Source organism: Halorhabdus tiamatea SARL4B, from assembly GCF_000470655.1.
GTDB lineage: Archaea > Halobacteriota > Halobacteria > Halobacteriales > Haloarculaceae > Halorhabdus > Halorhabdus tiamatea.
This window is the reverse complement of the sequence record NC_021921.1, coordinates 1,866,262-1,889,982: the sequence shown is the minus strand read 5'-3', so window position 1 is coordinate 1,889,982 and position 23,721 is coordinate 1,866,262. Positions and strand designations below refer to the sequence as shown.

The following is a 23,721-nucleotide window of genomic DNA, read 5'->3' as shown; positions in this document are numbered from 1 at the left end:
AGTCTACCGGCGACACCGTGACTGTCCACTTCGGGGACTGGACGGAAGCCGGTCGTTCGGGATGGCCCGCCGGAACGGTCGTAACTCGGCCATCCGCCCAACCGGACAGTCGATCTCCCCGGTCAATCGGACATATTCGAACCGAACGCTTCCGGGTGGGCGTCGCGATAGCGTGACGGGACGGCCGACCGCACGTCCTCGGGGAGCCGCGGGCCGATGACGTCGAGGGCGCGGACGGCGACGCTCGGCAGGTATCGACGGACGGCGGCGTAGACGCCCGCGACCGCCAGCGCCGCGAGCACCGCCCAGCTGAGGGGCCCGTCGATCGAAAACAAGAGTGGGACCGCGAGCGCGCCCGACAGGACGAAATCGCTGGGCGAGCCGTCGTAGCTGACCCACTGACGGGGGGCGATCCATCGCCCTCGGTAGTGATCGTAGACGGCCCGGTCGGATGTCCCCTCCCACGGCCTGAGTTCGAGTCCACCCCCGAAGACGTCGGCGAGGCTGTGGGCAGCCGCGGCGATCAGAAAGACGGCCGCGCCGACCGTCCAGACCGCCGGGACGGCGACGGCGAGTGCGACTGCGGGGACCACCAGGGCTGCATAGTAGACGGGGTAGTGCAGTGTCTTCCGGTGGCCGACGTACATGTCGAAGTCCGGGACACTGCCCCCGAGCAGGCCGGCCAGAAGGGCGACGCCGGCGAACTCCGGCGCGACGGTCGCCACTGGCAGCGCCAGCGCCATCCCCGCGAGCGCGTGGGTCGGGAGCATCATTGTGTTGTGACTGTTGGGACACAAATGGATCAATCTATCGGTCGCCTGCGGATCCGTGCCAGGGTTGGGAGTGACGCGTTCTCTGTTCACTCACCGGGGCCAGCGAACGCCGGCGGAGCATTTCACTGTTCAGCACGCTCAGCGGTCCACGCAGCACTCGCTTCGACGACCGTGTTCGAGACGGCGGACGACCGCTCGCCCGCGACAGCCCCACCCACACCCCGCTGTCGTGATCGCCCCGGCGCTGCCGAGGCCTGTAAGGAAACGGCGGCGTTGCATTTGGACTGACAACTATCCAGGGATTGGAAAAGTTCGGTGGTGGCTCAAATCAGTGTTTGATCGAGCACTGCTCGCGGGAGCGGTCGGCTACGACGTGACGCGAAAACGTACTTCGATGTCGTCCGGCCCCGTCACTGAGAGGGACGCCGCTGTCTGGGTCGCCGAATACTGACTGGCGGCGACGCGGTTTTCGACCGCCTCGAGCGTCCGTGTATCCGGCAGGAGTACTTCGAACCAGGCCAGTCCGCGACCGCTGGCCGGTGCGCTTCGCTGTCCCCAGGTGTTGGCACCGACGTGATGGTGATAGCCCCCGGCGGCGACGAACGACGCGTCGGGGAGGGTGGTCTGTTCCGTGAACCCGAGCGTGTCCACGTAGCACTCCCGGAACGCCGCGAGGGACGTCACTTCGAGGTGGACGTGGCCGAGGTCGGTCCCGTCGGGAACGCCGTCCATCCCGGTGGCTGCCTCTGAAACCCCCTCGATATCGAGCGGTTCGGTCCACATCCGGACGCGGCCGTCGTCGCTGGTCGGCCATTCCGCACGCGGGAAATCCCGGTATATCTCGACGCCGTTGCCTTCCGGATCGGTGAGGTAGAGGGCTTCGCTCACGCCGTGATTCGACGCGCCGTCGAGGTGCCCTCGCTCTCGAACCCGGGTCAGCGCGTCGCCAAGTGCCCCTCGCGACGGGACCCTGAACGCGGTGTGGAAGAGCCCGGCGGCTGAGCGACTCGGCTCGACAGCGGTCTCGTCGCGTTCCAGTACGAGCAACGGAGTGTCACCGGCCCCGAGTGTCGTCCGTTCCGCCGACCGCTCGAGGAGTGTGAGACCGACAACCTCGCGATAGAAGTCGGTCGTTGCGGCGAGGTCGGCCACCCGCAGGGCCGTTCGCCCGAGCCGTGTCTCTGCCGGGAGTGTCCCATCGGTCGGCATTGATCGTCGTGACTTCGCGTTCCAGGCAGGTGTGTCTGTCCCAGCGAACAAAAGCCGCCGGTGTTCTACGCTGGCACGAGTGGCCTTGCTGACTCGAGTGCGGACCGCCAGAACCGATCGCGTTAGACTTCGAACCGCGAGTACGCGGCCCCGACGAGACAGAGAAACCCGACACCGAGCGCGCCCACCCGTGGGAGACGTTGGGTCAGGAAGTCCGCCTCGTCGGTGAGATGTCTGACCTGGAGGAGGTAAAATGCCCCGTCATCGTGTACGTTGTAGATCTCGATGGGATCTGGCGGCGGCGTCAACGATTCCGGAGCGGTCGCGACTGACCGATTGATCGTCGCAGGCGTCGCCTGCCGCGCCGCCTCGAAGACGGCACGCCCGTCCTCGCTGAGGTTCGCGTAGGCGAGGGTCGTCTGGTCGGCATAGTCGCTCCAATCGCTCTCGACGTAGAATTCGACGCGGTCGTCCGGGACGTCAGCCGGTAGAGCGATCGGGAGGGTCATCAAGACGAGGCCCACGACAAGGAGGATCCCACTCAGGGCGGTGACTCGATCGACGTCCATATCCCTCGCTTTGCCCGGATCCGGATATATCAGTTGGTCCAGTCCAGTTGATCGGGCTGGAATCTGTCTCCCCTGTGAGTCGATCGCTCGCGGTCGACGCCGGTCTGTGCTGGGGCTGTGTTTTCACGTCAGCTCACCCACGGCTGAAGTCGTGATTCTCGTGCTGTATCCGATATGAGACTGCGATGCTCGGCCAAATCAGGAAAGGACACTCGCAATCGCGTTGCCTGCTACCAGCGCCAGCCCCGACGTGATCACGCCAACACCGAGTAAGGCGTAGTTCGCGATCGGGTTCGCCGCTCGGGCGAGGTCGTAGGAGTAGTGGTCGTCACGGACCGGCGCGTACGGTTCGACACCCATCGGCGTGAGCGCGTCTGCGGCGATGTGTGAGAGGATCGTGACCGTCCCGACCACCAGCCAGAACACGCCGAGGCCGATCGCCGCGAGAATGCCGTCATTCGAGCCGATCGCGAGACCGACGAGACCGAGCCCGATCCCGACGAGGGTGGCGAACCAGACCGTATGGGTGATCCCACGATGCGTGATGCCTGGGACGCGCTGGTCGTAATCCGGAACCATCGCGAGAAGACCGGCCCCGACTGCACCGGCCATTGCGGCTCCCTCGAACCCCGCGACGAAGACGATCAACCCGACCGGCGCGTAGGCGAGCAAGGCAGCCCCGACATGGCCCTCTCGATGCACATGTGGAGGTGGCACGGGACCCCCTTTTTTGTTACGTCAGGCAGGACTCAGCGTATGCCAGTTCAACGGGCCCGTTCTACGTCTTCCGGACCGATCCGACGTTCCACGTCTTCCGCTCGCAAACGGTCCCGTATCTCGAAGCGATTGTAATCGGGTACCGGCACTGTTGTCCCGAGAGTGACGTCATCGCGAGGAATACTGCCTCCCGTATTGTGAATCACGCCCAGAAATGCTCGCTTCGCTGGGCCTTTCTGGTCTAGTTCAAATCCGCTCGGATACCACTTGCAGAACTCGCTGGGTTCGCTTCGCTCACCAGTCGAGTTCAGAGAAATGCCGCCTCTCGTATCGTGAACTCCCGAAAGACTCGCTGGCGCTCGTCTTTCGACTTCCCGCTCGCGGGAACGGGAACAGCCCGATCTTCAGTTAGTTTGTCATACCGCGACGAGCGAGGCGAGTTGCGGTTTCACCGGGCGCGAACGCAGTGAGCGTCCGGCCGTTTTCCCCAAGTTTTTGCGAGGAGTGGTTCGCCGAAGGCGAACCCGACGAAGTAAAAAGTGGTATGCCGCCTCCCGGATGAACTTCCGGGAGACGGTCCTCGCTTCGCTCGGCTGCGACTCCCGGCGTTCGAATCGCGGTCGGGGGCGTTTTCACTGCTCACTTCGTTCGCAAGAAAATGCCGCCTCCCGGATTTGAACCGGGGACAGCTCGATCTTCAGTCGAGTGCTCTCCCAGTCTGAGCTAAGGCGGCGCATATCCAGAGACGACGAGGGCCGAAAAAAGGATTTCGAAAGCCGGCGGCGGTCCGTTATTCGTTTGCCAGCCCTTCGATCAGGAACTCGGCGGAGGTTCGGGTCGTCGCCATCGGTGTGTCGTGGACGTCACAGATGCGGAGCAGTGCCGTGATGTCGGGCTCGTGTGGCTGGGCGGTCAACGGATCGCGGAGGAAGACGATCCCGTCGAGGGCTTCGTCGGCCACTTCCGCACCGATCTGGGTGTCCCCGCCCAGCGGTCCGGACTGTTTGCGCTCGACGTCGAGACCGGTCTCCTCCATGATTCGTTTGCCCGTCGTGCCAGTGGCGACGAGGTCGAACCCCGAGAGGACGTCCTTGTGGGCGCGCACGAAGTCGATCATCTCGGGCTTCTCGTCGTCGTGGGCGATGAGTGCAATCCGGGTCATGCCTTATGTCTCGACCCCTGGGATAAAGACGTTGAGGAAATCGTCGAGAGGCGGGTCCAGGTCACGACCGCTCTGGATGTGCGCTCACAGACGGTCACGATCGATCGCGCTGGGCGATGCGCCCGTCAGGAGTGGGATTCGACGTCGATGTCGCCGGTGTGGTGGACGGTCACGTCGTGATCCTCGACAGTAAAGGAGAGGTCGGTCGCGTCGGTCTCGTCCGCAAAGACCGCGACGAGTTCGTCGAGATCGACGTACGACGAGAGCGGGTCCAGTTCGTCCGCCTCGTAGTCAGTGGCGTCGAGGACGGCGTCGACGACGAGCTCGTCGACAGGCTGCGGGCGGACCCATTCGTCGCCCGCACTCCCAGGAATGACGTAGTGCTCCTCCGAAGTCATGTGCTCGAAGGGAGGAGCCTCGCATATAAATGGCCACCCACCAGTTTCGCGCGTTGAAAGAGCACCCGTCCTGCGGACGCTCCGACGGCGGCCCCATGTGCCGTCTCCCCCTTCCCGATTCCCTCCCCGCCGATGGTCAGCGTTCGCCCGGGTTGAGTTGCCCTCCCGGCTGTTTACATTTCGAGGTATCGCGCCAGCACAATTGCCCCGTCAGGGCGATCGACAGTTCGCGATCACATCGTCCTCACAGACGGTGTTCGAGACCATCGTCCGGAGGCCACGACGTAGGCGTTCGGAGGCGGCCTGCTGAGAGATGCCGAGCTCGGCCGCGAGTTCCGACAGCGACGCGTCCCGTGGAATCGAGAAGTAGCCACGGTCCCACGCGAGCGCAAGGAGTTCCCGCTGTGACGTCGTGAGACCGAACTCGTCGTCGAGTGGGGCCTCGTTCCGGTCTCTGATCGACCGCACCGAGACGTCGACCCCGAGTTGTGCACATCGATCACAGAACACTGACAGCGCTTCACGGTCGGGGATTCGCAGTCGGACGTTCCAGCCGTCCCCGTCACTGCTGCCCGCGAGCACCAGCACGTCGTGTTCGATCGCGGCGTTGTAGACGGCGACTGTCGGCAGGTCCGCGTGGGTCGACCGGTACAGCGTCCCGGACGCCTTCGAGGACAGGCGCTTCACCGTCGCGACGGTCGGATCAGCCCGCAGCGTCGCTTCGAGCGTGTCGTCGTCGACGCCGTGCGCCCAGAAAACCAGCCGGTACGTGTTTACCCCGAGGTCTCGACAGCCGGCACAGCGTGAGCCCGTGAGATCATTTCATTGTTGCTGACGACTCGACGAAGCTCTTCGTATGGATTGCGTCCCTGCTGGCGCCACGTCGCCAGCAGGGACAAGACCGTCTCGTGAACGAACATTCCTCGTTCATTACGGAGCGTTCCGATGATTTTCCGGAGAACTACTGGCTCCCGAAGCGCGTTCTCTGCGGCATTGTTTGTCGGAGAGACCGCTGGCTCACCGACGAAGGTGAGCCAGTGGTCGAGACCTCCTTCGATCTTCCCGAGCAGTGTTGCCACTGGTCCGTCGGGTACTGACCGGTCAATCAGCGATTCAAGCTCTCTTCGCGCCACACGCTGGAGGTTTGCTCTCTCACGAGGACTTGGGTCGCTCTCCAGCCGGGCCTGGAGAGCGACGTATACCTGTCTGAGAGCCTGGTAGATCGGTTCACCTTCCGCCTGCTTTTCCGCGGCGTCTTCAGCCTCTCGAAGAATGTGCGCCCAGCACCGCTGGAGGTTGCTGCTGAAAGCTGGGTACGCCGTCCACCCGTCACAGACCACCGTTCCCGCGAAGTCCTCGCCGAGGACTTCCGCGGGAACATCACTTCCACGACTCTCCCTGACCGCGTACAACGTATGTTGGACGGTCTGAAACGTCCAAATCCATGCCTGTTCACCGTCGCGTTTGATGCCTGTCTCGTCGATGTGAACCACGTCAGCATCCAGAATCTCTTGACGGATCTGCTCGTACTCACAGCGACCGGCGCGTGCAGCGCGCTCGGTCGCGTGCCACGCGGATGCACCCGAGAGTTCGAGTCCGTGTAGTTGCTCGAAGCGATCAGCGATCTTCCGGTAAGGAAGGCGGTGATCGTACCGTGACAGAGCTGATTGAGCGATGACGTTCACCCCGAACTGCCCCTCATCGGGGCAGTCGGGGTGAGCCGCAACTGTCTCTGTTCCACAGGAATCGCACTGGTAGTAGTGGCGGTTGTACCGGGTGATCTCTGGGGGCTGCGGATCAGGGATCTCCTCGACGAGTCGGGGGCTGACGCCCACCGACTCGTCGAAGTGGTCGCCACACTCGGGACAACGGTCACAGGTGACTTCGATTTCTTCGTCGGGATCAGCTGTAGAACGCCACTCCGGATCGTGACCGTCTTTCCGACCGGGAGTGCCACCGTCAGTTCGGAGATCGTCGTCTTCGTCATCTTGCGAGGTCGGGGACTCGTCGGTCCCCGACCGTCGCTTGCTGGGTGGAGTGTGCGGATTCTCGTATTTGCGAAGACGTGTTTCGAGTTCTTCGATCCGCTCGTCTTTCTCTTGTAACTTCTCTCGAAGCTGTGCGTTCTCTTGTTCAACCTCTTCGACTCGTTGTTCAAGTTGTAAAAACCGGGAGAACAACTCCTCTTTGGTGAGATTATCTCTGTTCAAAGATCCCACCTTCCAGTACAGACAGCAGAGGCAACGGGATGGGCTCCACGACGGAGCCCATCCCTGAGGATCATCACGAACCTCTGCTGCCAGTTCATACAGCCCAACTTATGCGCCTCCTATGAGACAGCATCGAAATCAGTTCGGGCTAAACACATACACCAGCCGTAACGGGACCGACTGCCCGGCGTCGATCCCCTCGACGTCGACCGCACACTCGGGGTGCCGATCGAACGTCGGTCCCAGCAGGTCGACGTCGAAGGTACAACAGGCGATCATTCGGGGCCCCTTCTCGTGTCGGCCAGTCGTATCTATGAGACATAAAAGGTCTGGTTCGACATGTCGCGTACTCGTTGACAGTCGCTGAGTAATCATCATTCCGGAAGGGTAGGACCGCTTCAGGGTACCCCCCTTTCCCAGACGGTGTCGATTGCCGGAGCGGGTGAATATGTCAGAGGCACTAGCTCCGGTCGATCGCGAACCGTGCCGACACCGTAGAAGTGAGTGCTACGGCCTGGGGCATAATGGTGGTACTTGTATATTCATGCACTATATACGCCAGTGGGCACGACAGCCCGGCTCAGGCGACGTGTTCGCCCTGGTAGTCGCCTTCGTAGGTACCCGAGTGGGCGGCGTCGGCCAGCACGAGCTGGGCGATGCGCGCGCCGGCTTCGAGTTCGATCTCGTGGTGGACTTCCAGCAGTCCCTCGCCACGGCCCTCGTAGCCGGCGTCCCAGACGGCGGTGTCGAGCATGCAGGAGTTGCGCAACAGCGACGACCGCGGGAGCAGAAAACCGACGTGATCCTCCGGGATCCGGACGGTCTCGGCGTACCGGACGACGTACCCGCCCGGGGGGAGGCGATACCACCCGTCTTCGGCGTCGATCGGCTCGCGCTCGCCGACGGTCTTGCCGTCTCGGCCAATGCGGCCAGCCGAGGTCTGTTCGAAGACGGCCTCGAGCGTCAGGTCGACGCCGTTGGGCTGGACCTGGTCGTCCCGAAGGTCCTCGAGCTGTGCGGCGATGAAGCGACCACTCTTGAACATCGTCTCGGGGATCGCCCACGACGGCAAAGAACGTTCCGGGCCGGGACGCCAAAGCACACACCGGGGACGCGTCGGACCCCAGCGCCCTGGAGACGCGATCGCACCACGGCACTCGATCTACATGGTCGATCACCCACGTCTCGAAAACCGCCAGAGGGCGAACCCGCAGTATTCGCGTCAACACAGGGGATTTATGTCCATGCGTGGCCTGTTTCCGAACGATATGGGACAGACGCTCACAGAGAAGATTCTCGACGATCATCTCGTCGACGGGGAACTCACCCCCGGCGAGGAGATCGGAATCGAGATCGATCAGGCACTCACACAGGACACGACGGGGACGCTCGTCTGGCTCCAGTTCGAGGCGCTCGAACTCGAGGAGGCCCAGACCGAGCTTGCCGCCCAGTACTGTGACCACCAGACCTATCAGTTCGACTTTAAGAACACCGACGACCACCGATTCCTGCGGTCTGCGGCCGGGAAGTACGGCGCGTACTTCTCGCGGCCGGGGAACGGCATCTGCCACCAGGTCCACAAGGAGCACTTCGCGAAACCCGGCAAGACGATGCTCGGCTCGGACAGTCACACGCCGACGCCCGGCGGGCTGGGCGAACTCGCGATCGGTGCGGGCGGGCTCGACCTCGCGGTTGCGATGGGTGGCGGAGCCTACTACATCGAGATGCCCGAGATCGTCAACGTCCGCTTAGAGGGCGAGTTGCCCGAGTGGGCGACCGCCAAGGACGTCATCCTCGAACTCCTCCGGCGGCTCACCGTCAAGGGCGGCGTCGGCAAGGTCCTGGAGTTCTCCGGGCCGGGCGTCGAGTCGCTGACGGTCCCCGAGCGGACGACGATCACCAACATGGGGACCGAACTCGGCGCGACGACGTCGATCTTCCCGACCGACGGGGAGACCAAAGACTACCTGGAACGTCTCGGCCGCGGCGAGGACTACGTCGAGATCGGGCCGGACGAGGACGCCGAGTACGCCGACCAGATCGTCGTCGACCTCTCGGATCTCGAACCGCTGATCGCGACGCCGTCGATGCCCGACAACATCGTCCCGGTCCGTGAGGTCGCGGGCGAGGACGTCGAGCAGGTCATCATCGGCTCGTGTACCAACGGGGCCTACGAGGACATCCTGCCCGCGGCGAAGATGCTCGAGGGCCGCGAGATCGACCCGACCACGGAGATGATCGTCGCACCCGGCTCGAAGCAGGCCTCCGAGATGCTCGCCCGCGAGGGCTGGGCCTCCGAGATGATGGCCGCCGGCGTCAACTTCTCCGAGTCGACCTGTGGGGCCTGTATCGGTATCGGCCACGTGCCCGCGAGCGATTCGGTCAGCCTGCGGACGTTCAACCGCAACTTCGAAGGCCGGTCGGGCCTGGAGGACGACAAGGTCTATCTCTGCTCGCCCGAAGTCGCGACGGCGTCGGCCATCGCCGGCGAGATCGTCGACCCGCGCGACCTGGCCGACGAACTCGACATGGATGTCCCCGGATTCGAACTGCCAGATGAGTACTACGGTGCGGACACGGACATCATCGAGCCCGAGAACGCGGTCGACGACGAACTCATCAAGGGGCCTAACATCGGCGAGGTGCCGCTGAAGGACCCGATGGACGAGCGACTCGAAGGCTCGGCCCTGCTCAAGATGGGCGACAACATCACGACCGACCACATCATCCCGGCGACCCAGGACATCCTGATGTACCGGTCGAACATTCCGAAGCTCTCGGAGTTCACCCTCTCGCGCGTCGACGAGGACTTCGCGGACCGCGCGCTGGAGGCCGACGGCGGGTTCCTCGTCGCCGGCGAGAACTACGGCCAGGGCTCCTCGCGTGAGCACGCCGCCCTCTGCCCGATGTACCTCGGCGTCGAGGGCGTCCTCGCCCGGAGCTTCGCCCGGATCCACAAGGCGAACCTGTTCAACTTCGGGCTCCTCCCCTTGGAGATCGACGAGGACACCTACGAGCAGATCGACCAGGGCGACGACGTCGAGATCGTCGAGGACGTCGCCGCTGCGGTCCGGTCCGGTGCCGAGGAGTTCACGGTCCGGGTCAACGACGAGTGGGAAGCCACGGCGACGCTCGACGCCTCCGAACGCGAGCGCGAGATCCTCGCCGACGGTGGCAAGTTGGCCCACACGAAGATGCAGTACGACGACGCCAGCGGCGCGACGCCGGCCGACGACTGAACGCGTCGCCGCCCTTTTTTCAGCCGCCACGATTCATCGCTCGGCCACCTCGATTCACCGCACCGGTGTCACGGTCGACGCCAAGTCGCTTTTCGGGGCTCGCGACACGCATTCGAAGACGGCGAGTCGGTCGTCCCCCTCGACAGAGTGGACCCACGTCAGCGACCCACGGGTGAGCTCCCGCCGTTTGCTACGACGAGAGCGTCGCGGTGGAGTTCCACTAGACGCGATCGAGCAGGCGGCGAGCCTGACACGACGGCAGCCCGAGATAGAGCATCGCGGCCACGCCGGTGAGTCCCGCGAGCCCCAGGATCGCGCCGTCGAACTGGCCGGCGTCGGCGAGCACGCCGACCATGGTCGAGGCGAGCGAACTCACGACGAACAGGGCTGTCCGGACGACACCCCAGGCGGTCCCCTCGACGTCGGGCGGGAGACACCGGATGATGAACGCGTTCGAGACGGGTGCAAAGCCCATCCGGACGCCGATCAGGAGCACGCTCGCCGCGACGAGCAGGCGGTGATCGAAGACCACGAGCCCAACGAGCGGCAGGACGCTCACGGCGGCGATCGCGGCCAACACCCGCGCAGACCGGCGGTTCGTGGCGATCCGGCCGGCCAGCCACTGGGAGAGTGCGCCCACGAGAAACAGGCCACCGAACAGCACGCCGGCCTCGGCCTGGACGAAGCCCTTGTGATCGACGAGATACGTGGTGACGAGGGCGGTGATCCCCTGATAGCCGAAGTACATCACGATCGCCGCGAGCGTCGCCAGCCCCGCCTGGGGATTCCAGATCGATTTCGCGGCGACCCACAGCGACGATCCGATCGACTGTGTGACGGTTGAACTGTCCGTAGCGTCACTGTTGTCGTCGAGATCGGGCGTCTCGTTTCTCTCGCCGCTCTCGGCACGCCCGGCCGTGAGATAGACCGCGACGCCGGCCAGGGCGAAACCGGGGGCCGCGAGCCCGAGCGTCGCCCGCCAGCCGAATCCGTCGACCACGAGCGACGCGATCGCCGGCAGGACGGCCGCCCCGAGGCTGCCGGCCGCGAGTGTGAGTCCGATCGCCCGGTCGGCTCGATCGGCGAAGACGCGGGCGAGCAAGGTCCCCCGCGGCGGACCGTAGAGGCCGGTCGCCGCACCGAACAGTCCGGTCGCGACGACGAACAGCCCGAACACCGGGGTGAACGTGAACGCGAGCAGACTCGCCGCTCCCAGGAGCAAACTCGCCGTCAGCACCCGCGCTTCGCCGATCCGGTCGGCCGCGATGCCGGCGGGAAACTGCACGACGCCGTACGTCGCCCACAGCACCGTGACGGCGATCCCGGCCTGGGTATCACTCGTGGACGGGAACGACGCCGTGATCGTCGGCAGAATCCCCGGCAGGACGAATCGCAACCCCTGGGCGAACAGCCACCCGGCGGCCACGCTCAGCAGGATCAATCCCCGCCCCGACTGAGCGCGCTCGGTCATCGCCGTCCACTCCCGACGGATTCGACCGGTCGAGTGGCTCTCATTCCCGGTCACACCCCCGTTCGATCGGCTGCGCCCCACGTCCTCTTGGGTCGGCTCGACATGCGGTGTCCGAACGGCCGGTCGGCTTCCCTCCGAGGGCTCGTCGTCCGACGACACTCGCCGTGGGCGCTCATTACTGCCGAGTCGTCGTCGGGCCCGGAAAACGGCAACGATTGCCGCAACTCCCACGATTGTTTATCGCCGAAGCGACGTCTCGCCGGGTCGAACAGGCGAGGGTCCCCTGCCATCGGACAGGCGGGGGTCCCCTGCCATCGGACAGGCGGGGGTCCCCTGCCGTCGAACAGGCGACAGGATGCGTTCGCATACGAAACGGTCGCACCGACTCGGGTGGTCGGCCCTACACCAGCATGAGGCTCTGCCACAGGGCGAAAATCGCCGCCGCGCCGAGGAAGGTACTCACGACCGCGTGAACTACCCCACCCTACTCAGCCACTGTTGTGGCTTCGTTGAGGGTGGGGCTTCCTGTTTCGATGACGCGCTTTGCAGACACCGAAGTGGTGTCCGTAGGGAGCGCAGTCTCCACAGACGTGGATTCGGGCCATTCCAGCCCTAGTTCAGAAAAACCGCGTTGCAGTACGTTCATCGCCGCATTCGCATCCCGGTCACACTCGAACCCACAACTCGGGCAAGAGTGCTCCCGAACCCAAATCGGCTTCGCAGTCTCCACACCGCACGACGCACATTCCGTCGTCGTCCCTCGTGCTTCAACCTGCTTGACGTGACAGCCATACAGGCCAGCCTTGTATTCGAGAAGGGTGATGAACTGTCGCCACGCCGCATCCTGCTTGTTCTGAGCATTATGCGACTGTTTCAGCATCCCCTTCACGTTCAAGTCCTCGACGAATACGGCGTCGTATTCGCGGACAAGCCATGTCGTAATCTTGTGCTGGTAGTCCAGCACCTTCCGCCGGATGTGACGCTTGACCTTCGCCACTTCCCGGCGTTGTTTCTCGTAGTTATTCGACCCTTGCTCCTTGTGCGACAACTTGCGTTGTTCACGGCGCAGACGCTCGTATTCGTCTTCGAGGTCGAGCCAGTCCACGGTTTTACCGTTCGAGGTGTGGATGTAGTTCAGGATGCCGAGGTCAATCCCGACGCTATTGTTCACGTTCAGTGAATCCACGTCGGGCTTCTCGGGTAGGTCAGTTTCGTCGGTTTCCAGTCCGAACGAGACGAACCAGTCACCGGTTGTCTCCTTCTTGACCGTGACTTCTTTGATATCCGCTTCGTCAGGGATCTCCCGGTGATAGCGAATCGGAATGTCACCGATTTTGGAGAGCCAGAGTGTCGCGTGTCGGCCACTCGTGTTTTTGAGTTCGAAGCCGGACTGCGAAAACGTCATACTTTGGAACTCTCTCGGTGACTTCCAATTGAGTTTCCCGACCGTTCGACCGTTCTCTTTCTGTTCGGAGAGTCCGTCGAGGTTGTCGTAGAACCGTGTGACGGTTCGTTGCAAAGCCTTCGAGTTGACCTCCGAGAAGACGGAGAACTCGTCTTTCCAATCGGGAAGTCGGTAGTGGTGTTTGTACGCGGAGCCGATGTCGTCGGCATCCACGTTCTCGTATTCGTACAGAGTGTAGTTGTACGCTTGGCGATGAATGTCGATATGATGTTCCAGTTCAGCCGCTACCTCTTGTGTCGGGTATGCAGGGTAACGGTGACTGTACTCCATCGCAGTCTATTGATTGTTGATATATTTACTTAATGGTTTGTATCTTGTGCGGCGATTCATCCCCTCCCTACTCACTCGCAATACTCGCTCCTTGAGGAAGGGGCATTCTCGCCTCATTCTGGTAAAGCCAGCCGGGAACTTGTGGGCGAGAATGCCAAAGCCGAACAGCGCCGAGAGATCGGGTATCGAGCCGTAGACGACGCCCATGATCGACCCTGCAGCGAGGGCGTGCAGCGTGAGTTCACTCACGGCGGCGTTCAGCGGGAGGTCGTAGTGGGTGACGAAGTAGCCGAGTTCGTGGCCGGCGTATCCCAGGAGATACCCCAGTGCGATGGCGAACCCGCCGTACTCCGGGTGGCGGCCGATGGCTTTCGGTGCGAGCAGGGCCGCGGCGCTCGCGAGCATCGCACCGCTGGCGAGACCGTAGCCCCAGACCTGGCGGTTGGGTGTGCTGAAGTCAGCGAAGAGGCTGATCGTCACGCCCGCGGCCATCGCGAGGAAACCAAAGCTCACGACGACGACGAGCGTCGTGCGTCCCGTTACTATTCCGGCCGCCAGCACGCCGACGAAGAGGATCGCGGTGACAGCGCTGACGCCCAGTGCGATGCGATCCCGTCGTGTTTGCCCTGTTTTCGTTCCTGTCATGGTGTGTCCCTATCGGTCGCAACGTCTCTTGGTGGTTGGTCCGGCAAGTCAATAATAATATTGAACCAGATCTTAATAAGAATTACTATCTATATTAGATCTCTTGATAATCAGCCCTTAGTTTCCGTCGAGGACTTGCGTCTCCGAAGTGTCCTCTCACGCGTTGACTGAATCTTGGGACGACTCCGAGAACAGAGACCGCGTGGCCTCCAGCAACGGCGACTGTCGCGATCGAGCGTCCCGCCGTAGCGACGCTTACTCGGTGACAGCGAGCTGATCGTCGTGTTCGAGTCGGTCGATCAGGACGTCGCGCATCAGTTCCATACTCGTCGCGACGCGTTCGTCTCGCAGGGTGTAGTAGCTGTGGACGCCGTCGTTTCGCTTCTCGACGACCCCCTGGTCACGCATCAGCTTGAGATGCCGGGAGACCGTCGACTGGGGGATGCCTGTGGCCTCCTGAAGCTGTGAGACCGTCTGTTCGTCGCCCTCCTTGAGGAGATCGAGCAGCTTGAGTCGCTTCGCGTTAGAGAACACCGTACAGAGATCCGCCTGTCGATCGTACAGCGAATCCTCCCTGAGCTCGATCATCGTTGGAACGCGTAGGACCGTGGGACTGATACGTGTTTCTCCGTGCAAGCCGTCTCGAGCGCTCGCCACCTCCCGAAGCGGCGTCGCGACTGTCCCACTATCCGAATATTCGGAAAACCAAATATTAAGTACGAGAGGCCGGTAGTATCGACGATGGCACAGCCGATCCAGGAGATGGTGGTCACCGAGACGACCGCAGACAGGGCGCTCGAGCGCGTCTTCGGGCTCAATACGTCCGAGCAGGCCGTCTATCGGGAGCTGCTCGAGGCCGAGGGGCCGTTGAGCGCCGAAGAACTCACCGGGAAGGTCGACTGTGCGCTCGCGACGGCCTACCGGTATCTCGATACGCTCGCCGAACACGGTCTCGTCGAGGAGGTGGCCCGCCCGAGTGCGGCCCAGCAGCCGGCCGTCTACGAGGCGACCGACCCCGACGAGGTGGCCGATCACATGGAGGACTGCGTCGAGCGCGCCTACCGGCACTTCTCCTCGAAGATCGACTCCTTCGGCGTCGAGGACAGCGCGTGTCCGCCGCTGGATCCGACTGACAGCTGACGCCTGGTGCTATTGGTCCTACGCGGAGTCGCCGTCCGTTCAGTCGTCGCTGTCCCGCTCTTTAGTCTCCCAGTAGACGACCGTCCGTCCGGTCTTGCGTCGCCGGAGGATACCGTTGCCGACGAGCTCGTTGAGCTTTCCGCGGGCGGCCTCGGTCGTGATCCCGAGGACGTCCCCGACATCGGTCGTCGTCACGACCGGCCCGTCGACGGCGTCTCGGTTGCAAGGTACTGAATTTCGGAGACACGAACTGAGGAATTGTTTACAGAACTGGGTGATTAGACTTCTTCGACCGCAATCTCCGCTTTGACGCCTTCTACTTCCCATTCCTTGCGGTAGCCGTCCTCGACCTTGCCGAACGAATCGGCCCGGACTTCCTCGGCGATCAGACCCTCGCGTTCTTCGACCAGCCCTTCGACGCGATCGTCTTCGATCTCGTACTCGACGCGGATCCGGGCGTCCATCGCCAGATCGAGGTCCTTGCGCATCTCCTGAACGCGCCGGACGACCTCGCGGGCATAGCCCTCGCTCTCGATGTCCTCGGTGAGGGTCGTATCGACGTAGACCACGCCGCCACCCTCTAAGGCTTCGAACTCCGTGCTCGCGACGCCCGTGGGCGTGTTGCGGACGAACTCGACCATCTCCGCCGTGAGGTCGACGCCCCGACCCAGCTCGTTCGCGACGGCCGATTCGAGGGCTTCGATCGACGGCTCGGCGACGCTGGCGTCGTTGAGAGCGTTCATGATGGCTCCCGCCTCGTCGCCGAAGGCCGGGCCGAGTTTGCTCATGTCGGCCTCGGCGCTGTAGGTGAGTTCACCCCACGCCTCCTCGGGATCGACGACCTCGATCTCGCGGGCGTTCAGGCGGTCGGCCAGCAGGTCGGCCTGCAACTCTATCGACCCGCCGACCTCCTGGTCGTCGACGTCGACGACGACGCGCTTGACCGGCCACCGGAGCTTGCGCTCGGCCTGCTGGCGAGCGTTCGAGCCGGCCTCTTCGGCGGCCCGGACGACCGAAATCTCGTTCTCGAGGCTGACGTCACGCAGGTTCCCGTCGGGCTCGGGCCAGTCGCACATGTGGACGGTGTCGAAGCCGGCGTCGCCGGTGAGGTACTGGTAGATCTCCTCGGCGATGAAGGGCGTAAAGGGTGCCAGCAGCGCGACGGTCTCCTCGAGAACGCGATAGAGCGTGGCGTAGGCGGCCGACTTCGAGCCGTCCTCGCCCTCCGCCCAGACGCGATCGCGGACGGCCTGGACGTAAAAGCGGGAGACGTCCTCGACGACGAAGTCCATCAGCGCCTGGATGGCGCGGTCCTGGCGGCGGTCCTCGAAGTGTGCGCCCATCTCGGCCTCGACGGTCTGGAGCCGGGAGAGCACCCACTCGTCGATTTCTTCGAGGTCGACGTCAGCGACGGTCGTTTCATCGGGGCTGAACCCGTCCATCCGCATGTACGGCAGCGGGAACCGGAAGACGTTCCAGAGGATGTTGAGGTTGCGCCCCATCGAGTCCATCCCGTCCCAGGAGAAGCGCATGTCCTCGCCCTGGGGGTTCTGAGAGAGGAGGAACGCCCGCATCGGGTCCGCGCCGCCCTCGGAGATCGCTTCCTGTGGCTCGACGGTGATGCCCTTGGACTTGGACATCCCGCGGCCGTCGGGCATCAGGGCGTAGCCGTGCATCAGCACCTCGTCGTAGGGGATCTCGCCGACCGCCGCGGTTCCCATCCCTAACTGGGACCAGAACCACCCGCGCGTCTGGTCGTGGGCTTCCATGATGAGGTCCGCCGGCCACAACTCCTCGAAGTCCGCCTCGTTTTCGGGGTAGTCGAGGGTGCCCCACGAGGCGACCGAGGAGTCGAGCCAGACGTCGAAGACGTCCGGCACGCGCTCGTAGGTCCGGCCGTCTTCGGTGATCGTCAGGTCGTCGACGGTCCCCTTGTGGAGGTCGACGTTTTCCGGATCGACGTCCTGATCCACGCGCTCGGCGAGTTCCTCCCGGTCGCCGATCACGATGGCGTCGTCCATGGATCCGTCCCAGTCCTCAGCCGTCCAGATCGGGATCGGAATCCCCCAGTAGCGCTGCCGGGAGACGTTCCAGTCAGGGGCCTCCTCGACGAAATCACGGAAGCGGTTGTCCCGCGCCCAGTCGGGGTGCCACTCGCTGTCCGCGATGTTCTCGAGCATCTCGTCTTTGATGTCGGTGACTGTGATGAACCACTGGTCGGTGACGATCTGGATGATGCCCGTATCGCAGCGCCAGCAGTGGCCGTAGCTGTGGTGGGTCGTTCCGCGCGAGAGGAGGTTGCCGTTCGCGTCGAGGTCGTCCATGATCGCTGTGTCGGCGTCCTTGACGAACTCGCCGGCGTACTTCCCGGCCGCCTCGTCGTAGACACCGTCGCCGCCGACCGGACAGAAGACGTCCAGCCCCAACTCCTGGCCGCGCTCGAAGTCCTCCTCACCGTGTCCCGGCGCGGAGTGGACCAGGCCGGTCCGGTCGGCCTCGACGTAGTCGGCGGTGTAGACCTGTAGCGCGTCCTCGCCCTCGGGCGCGTCCGGGACTTCCTCGCGAAGTGGGTGCTCGTATTCCCAGCCGACCATCTCCTCGCCGGTCGCCTCGTCGACGACCTCGTAGTCGTCGTACCGCCCCTTCGAGAGGACGTCCTCGACGCAGGACTCGGCGATCCACAGGACTTCCGTTTCACCGTCCTTCTCGGCCCGGACGCCCTGGTAGGTCAGGCCCTCGTCGACGGCGACGAAGGTGTTGGCGGGGATCGTCCAGGGTGTCGTCGTCCAGATGACGAGGCTTCCTTCGCGATCGGTGAGGTCGAATTTGACGTAGATCGACGGGTCGGAGACGTCCTCGTACTCGACCTCGTTATTGGCGATGGCGGTCTCACACCGGGGACACTGTGAGATCGAGCGCTTGCCCTGCTCGACCAGTCCCTTCTCGTGGGCTTGCTCGAAACCCCACCAGGCGGCCTCCATGTACTCGGGGCTGACCGTCTTGTACGGGTCGTCCCAGTCCATCCAGACGCCGAAGGACTTGAAGTCTTCCTGCAGGCCCTCGAGTTGCTCCTCGGCGAAGGCCTTGCACTCGTCGATGAAGTTCTCCTCGCCGAACTCCCGAATGTCCTTTTTGTTCTCGAAGTCGAGTTTCTCCTCGACTTTCGTCTCGATGGGCAGGCCGTGCATGTCGTAGCCCGGCCGGTCAGTCACGTCGTAGCCCTGCATGCGGAGGTACCGGATATAGGCGTCCTTCAGTGTCTTGTTCCAGGTGGTGCCCATGTGGGCCGCCCCGGAGGTGTAGGGCGGCCCGTCGACGAAGAAGAAGTCCTCACCATCGGCGCGGTGTTCTTTGGTCTGCTCGTAGGCGTTGACGGCGTCCCAGTGGGCGAACACCCGATCACGGACGCTGTCGGGGTCGTACTGATCGGCCACCTCGCCGAATCGCTCGTACGTCGGCGGGTCGCGGTCCTCGGCGTCTGTCATACCTGATCACACCGCCGCCGGGATTAAAGGCAAATCGATCCCGTCATGGGAACCGTTCGCGTTGAGATTGTTTGTTGGGATGTAGGCTGCGTTGGAAGCACAGTTGCGAACAGCAAGAAAGCCCCGCTCGCTCGACTGTCCGGGACTCTCACGGGTCGCTTCGCTCCCCGTTCGAGTAGACGTGGCCTCGCTCTGCTCGGCCACGCGCTCGCTGCGGCCCTCACTTCGTTCGGGTCCTTGCTTCGTCCGGGCCAGGTCGAGTGAGCGGCCCCTTTCGAGCTGTAGACGACGGAATAGCACTATTCAGCCGTCATGGGCGAATCTGGTCACCGCTCAATCCCGGGGTTTTTCGCCCCGGCCGTCGTCTGTGACGCTATGGAGTACCGAACTTTCGGATCGACCCAAATCGACGTCTCGGCGGTCGGTCTCGGCACGTGGAACGTCGGTCCCGTCTGGAGCGACGTCAGCGACGAACAGGCAAAAGAAGCGATTCGAACCGCGCTGGACGCGGACGTCAATCTGATCGACACCGCCGAAGTTTACGGTGGCGGCCGCGCCGAGCGCCTCATCGGGGAGGTGCTCGATGAACGCGGTCGCGATGGAATCTTCGTCCCGACGAAGGCCGCCCCCGACGAGGACGGCGGCCACTCCGAAGCGGGCCTCCGGGAATCCATCGCGGGTTCGCAGGAGCGCCTCGGCGTCGAGACGCTCGACCTCGTGCAGTTGCACTGCCCGGAGACACAGGCCTTCTACGATCCCAGCACGTTCGAGACGCTGGAAGCACTCCGCGAGGAAGGCGAGATCGCCCACGCGGGCGTCAGCGTCGAGAAGGTCGAGGAAGCGGACAAAGCCATCGAGTACGACGTCGTCGAGACGGTCCAGCTCATCTTCAACCCGTTCCGTCACCGACCGGCCGAGCGGTTCTTCGAGCGGGCCAAAGCCAACGACGTCGGCATCATCGCGCGCGTCCCGCTGGCTTCCGGGCTGCTCGCCGACGCCTTCGACGGGATCGAGGACTTCGACGAGGACGATCACCGCCGGAGCGCCGCCGAGGGTGGCGTCGACGCCGGGATCGGCCGCGCGGGCGGCGAGACGTTCGCCGGCGTGCCCTTCGAGGCCGGTCTCGAGGCCGTCGACGACCTGCGGCCGTACGTCCCCGAGGAGATGTCGATGGCGCAGTTCACGCTCCGGTGGATTCTCGACCACGACGCCGTTTCGACGGTGATCCCTGGTTCGACCTCACCCGACCACGTCGAGGCCAACGCCGCCGCGGCGGACTTCCCCGAGCTCTCCCACGAGACCCACGGCGCAGTCCGGGACATCTACGAGGCGCACCTCTACGACCACGTTCACCATCGGTGGTGAGGCCGTCGTTCGCGCGGTGAGCGGGTTGCCCGTCGTCGGCCAACGTTTTAGCCGTCGCCGGCCCCAGAGAGGGTATGGAACCGACCGACGCCCACCGGGCGACGTTCGAACTCGGGATCAAGTTCGGCGCGCTCTATCATCAGTTCGCGGGCACGCCGATCAGCTCCGCGAGCGCGACTGATCTCGCGAACGCCATCGAGAGTGCGATCGAGAACCAGCCACACTGCGAGGCGGTGACCGTCGCGATGAAGACCGAAGCCATCGAGGCGGCAGTCGACCCGGACGTCGGCTACACGGAGTTCACCGGCGAGTTCGCCGATGTCGAGATCGTGGTGGGCTACGAGGGACTGGAGGCGACCGCTGTCATGGAGATGGACGAGGGCTATCCCCGGATGCGGCTGGTCGACGTCGAGGAACCGGCGTAATGGCCTCCTGACGGCCTAGAGCTAAGTCCCATGGGGACGGACCCCACAGGTATGGCTCTCGCAGCGATCGACCGCATCGACGACGCCGTCGACATGACTCGCTCGTTCCTCCTGCCCTTCGACGGCGGCCGGTGGGCCCGCCTCGCCGTGATCGTCTTCTTCCTGCTCGGGGGGAGCGGCGGCGGGAGTGTCTTCTCGACGACCGGAAACGCCCCCGCCAGTGCTGGGTCGGTCCCCGGTGACTCGATCCCGGAATTCAGCATCGAGTTGCCGGAACTCACGGCGACTGCGGTGGCCGTCGTTCTCGGCGTCATCGCCGTGCTCGTCCTCCTCGGGCTCGTCGTCGGCGCGATCGGCGCGATCATGGAGTTCGTCTTCGTCGAGTCGCTGTCGAGCGCCGAGATCAACGTCCGGGCGTACTTCGGCCATTACATCGGTCGCGGACTCCGGCTGTTCGCCTTTCGGCTCGTTCTCGGGGCTGTGGCGTTTGCGATCTTCGGCGGGGCGTTCTTGCTATTGTTCGGTGACGTGATCGCGGCGCTGTTCGCGGGCGAAGCCGTCTCGCCGTCGATCGCCCGGATCGTCGTGGGTGTCCTCGTCCTCCTTCCGCTCGGGTTCGTCGTCGGGATTCCAGTTGCACTGGCCAACGGCTTCACCACCGAGTTCGTCGTCCCGATCATGCTCCGTGAAGATCGCGGCGTCATCGCCGGCTGGCGGCGGTTCTGGCCGACGCTCACCGGCCAGTGGAAAGAGTACGGCGCGTACGTGCTGGTGGCCTTCGGCCTGCACATCGTCACGGGGATCGTCGGGAGTATCGTCCTCGGGATCGCCGCCGTCGCACTCTTGATTCCGTTCGCCGTCGTCGCCGTGGTCGTCGGCGTCGGCGCGCTCCAGGGCGGCGTGATTACGGCCGCAGCGATCGCAGTGCTCGCGGTTCTGTTCGGGGCGTATCTTCTCGTTCTTTTCGTCGCAGCAGCCGCGATCTACGTTCCGATCCGGGTGTTTCACCGCCAGTTCGCGCTGTTAGTGCTCGGGGACACCAACGCCGACTTCGACGTCCTCGCCGACCGGCGTCCCTCGGGCGCTGATTGAGGGAATGGCCCCTGAATTTCGGGCAATCTTTTAACCGAGAGCGTGTGAAGAGGTGTCTATGAGTCAATCAACACTCGACGACGACGATCTCTTCGGCGAAGCGGCGACCGAAATGCGCAGCGACGTCGAGGAACACCTCGACGCGGCCCGCGAGGCGCTGCCCGACCCCGACGACGTCTGGGACGTCGAGGCCGACAACACGCTCGGTGTCCTGAATGCCCTTCGGTCGGGGCTGGACCCGGGTGAGGCAGAGACCCACCTCCGGGACGCCAAGAAGTGGTACACGATGGGCGAACGTGCCGATGCCTTCGACGATGCCGGCGATCTGGAGGACGATATCGAGGCCGTCGAGGATCTCATCGCCGACCTCTCGGCCGCTCGCGAGCAAGTGAGCGACCTTGCGGGAACTGTTCCAGAGATCCGGAGTGAACTCGAATCCGCAGACGAGGAGAGAGACGACGCGGGAGACGACGAAAGCGACGAATAGCCGGTTAGTCACCGGACAGATCGCGTTCGGCCACTGCTTCCAGCAGCGACACCAGCGCGTCCCGGGCCGAGCCGAGCAGTTCTTCGCCGAGGTCGGCACTACCTGCAGTCGGATCCCCGACGACGCCGTTCGGGGCGAATTCCTCGACGTCGTAGGCGAGATTGACACCGCTCGTCCACTCGCCCCAGCGCCTGGCAGCCCCCTCGCGGGCAGCCTCGATCCCGTTCTCGTCAATGAGATCCAGCGCGACATGTTCGAGCACGCTCGTTTCGAGTGGCCCGGCGTGGCCCATCGAGACGTCGTCGGGGTCGACCGCGTCGAACCAGGTGAACGGGACCGAATAGGCGTCGTCGTGGCGGGAGATCCGGGCACAGACTTCCTCGAGCGGACCGACGTTGCCGCCGTGGCCGTTGACGATCACCACGCGATTCCAGCCGTGGTGGGCGAGGCTGTCGACGGTCTCGCGAACTGTCGCCCGGAAGGTGTCCTCGCTGACCCACAACGACCCCGGAAAGGCGCGATGTTCCTCGCTCACGCCGACAGTGAGCGGCGGCGCGACGACGACCTCGCCCGGAAAGGACGCAACCGCCGCGTCGGCGACGGCCTCGGCGATGATGGCGTCGGTTCCGAGCGGCGCGTGCGGGCCGTGCTGTTCGGTGCTTCCGACGGGGAGGACGGCCAGATCGGTCTCGACCGCGTCGGCGTCGGGCCAGGTCGACTCGGTGAGGTGCATGTCTCCACGGCGCGGCCGCGTCGTGAAAACGATTCCTCTCAGTTCGCGACGGAATCGGGAATCGAAACTCGGTCCCCGGGGTGGATACCGGTCGAGTTCGTCCAGCCATAGGGGACTTCGAGCACGTACTGGCCCTGGCCGCGGTAGCGTTGCTGTGGATTGTCCGGGTTCTCGGGGAGTTGGGCGTGATGGATTGTCGTGATCGTCCCGTTTTCGCCGGCGAAGACGATGTCGATCGGGAACGCCATGTTTCGCATCACGTAGGCGTAGCTTCCGGATTCAGGGTGGACGAAAAGCATGCCCTCGCCCTCCGCGAGTGACTCGGTGTTACTCAGGCCGACGTAGCGTTCCCGTTCGGTGTCGGCCACGCGGACGTCGACGGTCCCGAGTTCCGTGCCGTTCTCGTCGTGGATCGAGAGTGTCGCGTTCTCGTAGGACAGCGGGGAGAGCAGCGGGGCGAGTGGACTGGTCGGGCCGGTCAGCGCCAGCACTGCTGCGAGGACGAGCAGGGCGACGGCGAGCAGGTTGAGGACTTGACTGCGGTGCACGTCCGGGGAGATGGGTGGGGGAAGTGAAAGCGTTCGGATCAGAAAGTAAGGGTTATTCCGCCGGATGCAGTTGGTTCGAACACGGGTCCGTGGTCTAGGTTGGTTATGACGTGGCCTTTACAAGGCCGAGGTCGGTGGTTCAAATCCGCCCGGACCCACTTCTGACGGCAACTGCTCCGAGCGGAGTGAGGAGCCAGTGCCGTCTGTGTGGACAAGCGGATTTGAGCCCAGAGAACGAGCAGAGCGAAGTTCTCGTGGTTCAAATCCGCCCGGACCCATTCTGCGACGAACGGACGTGAGGAGCGAATGGCATGGCGG

General features: G+C 64.0%; 24 protein-coding genes and 2 tRNA genes. 7 read left to right on the top strand and 19 right to left on the bottom strand.

Annotated elements, in window-relative coordinates; all coding sequences use genetic code 11:
• Positions 1-122: 122 nt before the first annotated feature.
• The 11 genes from HTIA_RS09255 to HTIA_RS09210 form a co-directional block, all read right to left on the bottom strand.
• On the bottom strand, positions 123-773 hold the full coding sequence (locus tag HTIA_RS09255) for a membrane protein (RefSeq protein ID WP_044950770.1): 651 nt from the start codon (positions 771-773) through the stop codon (positions 123-125).
• Between the two features lie 366 nt (positions 774-1,139).
• Complete coding sequence (locus tag HTIA_RS09250; protein WP_008526388.1) at positions 1,140-1,982, bottom strand: VOC family protein; 843 nt, start codon at positions 1,980-1,982, stop codon at positions 1,140-1,142.
• Between the two features lie 122 nt (positions 1,983-2,104).
• A complete protein-coding gene (locus HTIA_RS09245; RefSeq protein ID WP_008526386.1) occupies positions 2,105-2,551 on the bottom strand; it encodes a hypothetical protein in 447 nt (148 codons plus the stop codon).
• A 198-nt stretch (positions 2,552-2,749) separates the two neighbouring features.
• Positions 2,750-3,253 carry a metal-dependent hydrolase gene (locus tag HTIA_RS09240; RefSeq protein WP_021029561.1) on the bottom strand — a complete coding sequence of 168 codons (504 nt, stop codon included), beginning with the start codon at positions 3,251-3,253 and terminating at the stop codon, positions 2,750-2,752.
• A 674-nt stretch (positions 3,254-3,927) separates the two neighbouring features.
• Positions 3,928-4,001: transfer RNA gene (locus HTIA_RS09235), tRNA-Phe, on the bottom strand.
• Positions 4,002-4,058: 57 nt separating this feature from the next.
• Entirely contained in the window at positions 4,059-4,430 is a 372-nt protein-coding gene (locus HTIA_RS09230) for a methylglyoxal synthase (protein WP_008526384.1), read from the bottom strand.
• 125 nt (positions 4,431-4,555) lie between these two features.
• On the bottom strand, positions 4,556-4,828 hold the full coding sequence (locus HTIA_RS09225; RefSeq protein ID WP_008526383.1) for a HalOD1 output domain-containing protein: 273 nt from the start codon (positions 4,826-4,828) through the stop codon (positions 4,556-4,558).
• Positions 4,829-5,038: 210 nt separating this feature from the next.
• Complete coding sequence (locus tag HTIA_RS09220) at positions 5,039-5,542, bottom strand: helix-turn-helix domain-containing protein (protein ID WP_242401922.1); 504 nt, start codon at positions 5,540-5,542, stop codon at positions 5,039-5,041.
• Between the two features lie 59 nt (positions 5,543-5,601).
• A complete protein-coding gene (tnpC, locus tag HTIA_RS09215) occupies positions 5,602-7,047 on the bottom strand; it encodes an IS66 family transposase (protein ID WP_008528725.1) in 1,446 nt (481 codons plus the stop codon).
• Between the two features lie 129 nt (positions 7,048-7,176).
• A complete protein-coding gene (locus HTIA_RS16660) occupies positions 7,177-7,317 on the bottom strand; it encodes a hypothetical protein (protein ID WP_008523630.1) in 141 nt (46 codons plus the stop codon).
• Between the two features lie 301 nt (positions 7,318-7,618).
• Positions 7,619-8,083 carry a deoxyuridine 5'-triphosphate nucleotidohydrolase gene (locus tag HTIA_RS09210; RefSeq protein WP_008523631.1) on the bottom strand — a complete coding sequence of 155 codons (465 nt, stop codon included), beginning with the start codon at positions 8,081-8,083 and terminating at the stop codon, positions 7,619-7,621.
• Positions 8,084-8,306: 223 nt separating this feature from the next.
• Here HTIA_RS09210 and HTIA_RS09205 point away from each other — a divergent pair, with 223 nt between their 5' ends.
• Positions 8,307-10,277, top strand: a complete 1,971-nt coding sequence (locus HTIA_RS09205) for an aconitate hydratase (RefSeq protein WP_008523632.1) — start codon at positions 8,307-8,309, stop codon at positions 10,275-10,277.
• Positions 10,278-10,497: 220 nt separating this feature from the next.
• Here the strand turns inward: HTIA_RS09205 and HTIA_RS09200 are convergent, their stop codons facing one another.
• The 4 genes from HTIA_RS09200 to HTIA_RS09185 all read right to left on the bottom strand — a co-directional run bounded on the left by HTIA_RS09200 (position 10,498) and on the right by HTIA_RS09185 (position 14,716).
• Positions 10,498-11,748 (bottom strand): MFS transporter, encoded by a 1,251-nt coding sequence (locus tag HTIA_RS09200; RefSeq protein WP_044951085.1) that lies wholly within the window; start codon positions 11,746-11,748, stop codon positions 10,498-10,500.
• A 484-nt stretch (positions 11,749-12,232) separates the two neighbouring features.
• Positions 12,233-13,483 (bottom strand): RNA-guided endonuclease InsQ/TnpB family protein, encoded by a 1,251-nt coding sequence (locus HTIA_RS09195; RefSeq protein ID WP_008523636.1) that lies wholly within the window; start codon positions 13,481-13,483, stop codon positions 12,233-12,235.
• A 6-nt stretch (positions 13,484-13,489) separates the two neighbouring features.
• On the bottom strand, positions 13,490-14,128 hold the full coding sequence (locus tag HTIA_RS09190) for a hypothetical protein (protein ID WP_008523638.1): 639 nt from the start codon (positions 14,126-14,128) through the stop codon (positions 13,490-13,492).
• A 255-nt stretch (positions 14,129-14,383) separates the two neighbouring features.
• Complete coding sequence (locus HTIA_RS09185; RefSeq protein WP_008523640.1) at positions 14,384-14,716, bottom strand: ArsR/SmtB family transcription factor; 333 nt, start codon at positions 14,714-14,716, stop codon at positions 14,384-14,386.
• Positions 14,717-14,869: 153 nt separating this feature from the next.
• On the opposite strand from HTIA_RS09185, the gene HTIA_RS09180 reads away from it, so the two are divergent.
• Positions 14,870-15,268 (top strand): helix-turn-helix domain-containing protein, encoded by a 399-nt coding sequence (locus tag HTIA_RS09180; RefSeq protein WP_008523641.1) that lies wholly within the window; start codon positions 14,870-14,872, stop codon positions 15,266-15,268.
• A gap of 39 nt (positions 15,269-15,307) precedes the next feature.
• On the opposite strand, the gene HTIA_RS16735 is transcribed toward HTIA_RS09180, so the two are convergent.
• Complete coding sequence (locus tag HTIA_RS16735; RefSeq protein WP_008523642.1) at positions 15,308-15,463, bottom strand: hypothetical protein; 156 nt, start codon at positions 15,461-15,463, stop codon at positions 15,308-15,310.
• Positions 15,464-15,546: 83 nt separating this feature from the next.
• Entirely contained in the window at positions 15,547-18,753 is a 3,207-nt protein-coding gene (ileS, locus tag HTIA_RS09170) for an isoleucine--tRNA ligase (protein WP_008523643.1), read from the bottom strand.
• Positions 18,754-19,128: 375 nt separating this feature from the next.
• On the opposite strand from ileS, the gene HTIA_RS09165 reads away from it, so the two are divergent.
• The 4 genes from HTIA_RS09165 to HTIA_RS09150 all read left to right on the top strand — a co-directional run bounded on the left by HTIA_RS09165 (position 19,129) and on the right by HTIA_RS09150 (position 22,122).
• A complete protein-coding gene (locus HTIA_RS09165; protein ID WP_020936271.1) occupies positions 19,129-20,118 on the top strand; it encodes an aldo/keto reductase in 990 nt (329 codons plus the stop codon).
• A gap of 74 nt (positions 20,119-20,192) precedes the next feature.
• Positions 20,193-20,543 carry a dihydroneopterin aldolase family protein gene (locus HTIA_RS09160; RefSeq protein ID WP_008523645.1) on the top strand — a complete coding sequence of 117 codons (351 nt, stop codon included), beginning with the start codon at positions 20,193-20,195 and terminating at the stop codon, positions 20,541-20,543.
• A gap of 51 nt (positions 20,544-20,594) precedes the next feature.
• Positions 20,595-21,635: a DUF7544 domain-containing protein gene (locus HTIA_RS09155; protein WP_008523646.1), complete on the top strand. Its 1,041-nt coding sequence runs from the start codon at positions 20,595-20,597 to the stop codon at positions 21,633-21,635.
• Positions 21,636-21,693: 58 nt separating this feature from the next.
• Positions 21,694-22,122 carry a DUF5790 family protein gene (locus tag HTIA_RS09150; protein WP_008523647.1) on the top strand — a complete coding sequence of 143 codons (429 nt, stop codon included), beginning with the start codon at positions 21,694-21,696 and terminating at the stop codon, positions 22,120-22,122.
• Positions 22,123-22,126: 4 nt separating this feature from the next.
• Here the strand turns inward: HTIA_RS09150 and HTIA_RS09145 are convergent, their stop codons facing one another.
• Positions 22,127-22,855 (bottom strand): creatininase family protein, encoded by a 729-nt coding sequence (locus HTIA_RS09145; protein WP_008523648.1) that lies wholly within the window; start codon positions 22,853-22,855, stop codon positions 22,127-22,129.
• 38 nt (positions 22,856-22,893) lie between these two features.
• A complete protein-coding gene (locus HTIA_RS09140; RefSeq protein WP_008523649.1) occupies positions 22,894-23,403 on the bottom strand; it encodes a DUF192 domain-containing protein in 510 nt (169 codons plus the stop codon).
• A gap of 83 nt (positions 23,404-23,486) precedes the next feature.
• On the opposite strand from HTIA_RS09140, the gene HTIA_RS09135 reads away from it, so the two are divergent.
• A tRNA-Val gene (locus tag HTIA_RS09135) sits at positions 23,487-23,561 on the top strand.
• Positions 23,562-23,721 lie beyond the last annotated feature (160 nt).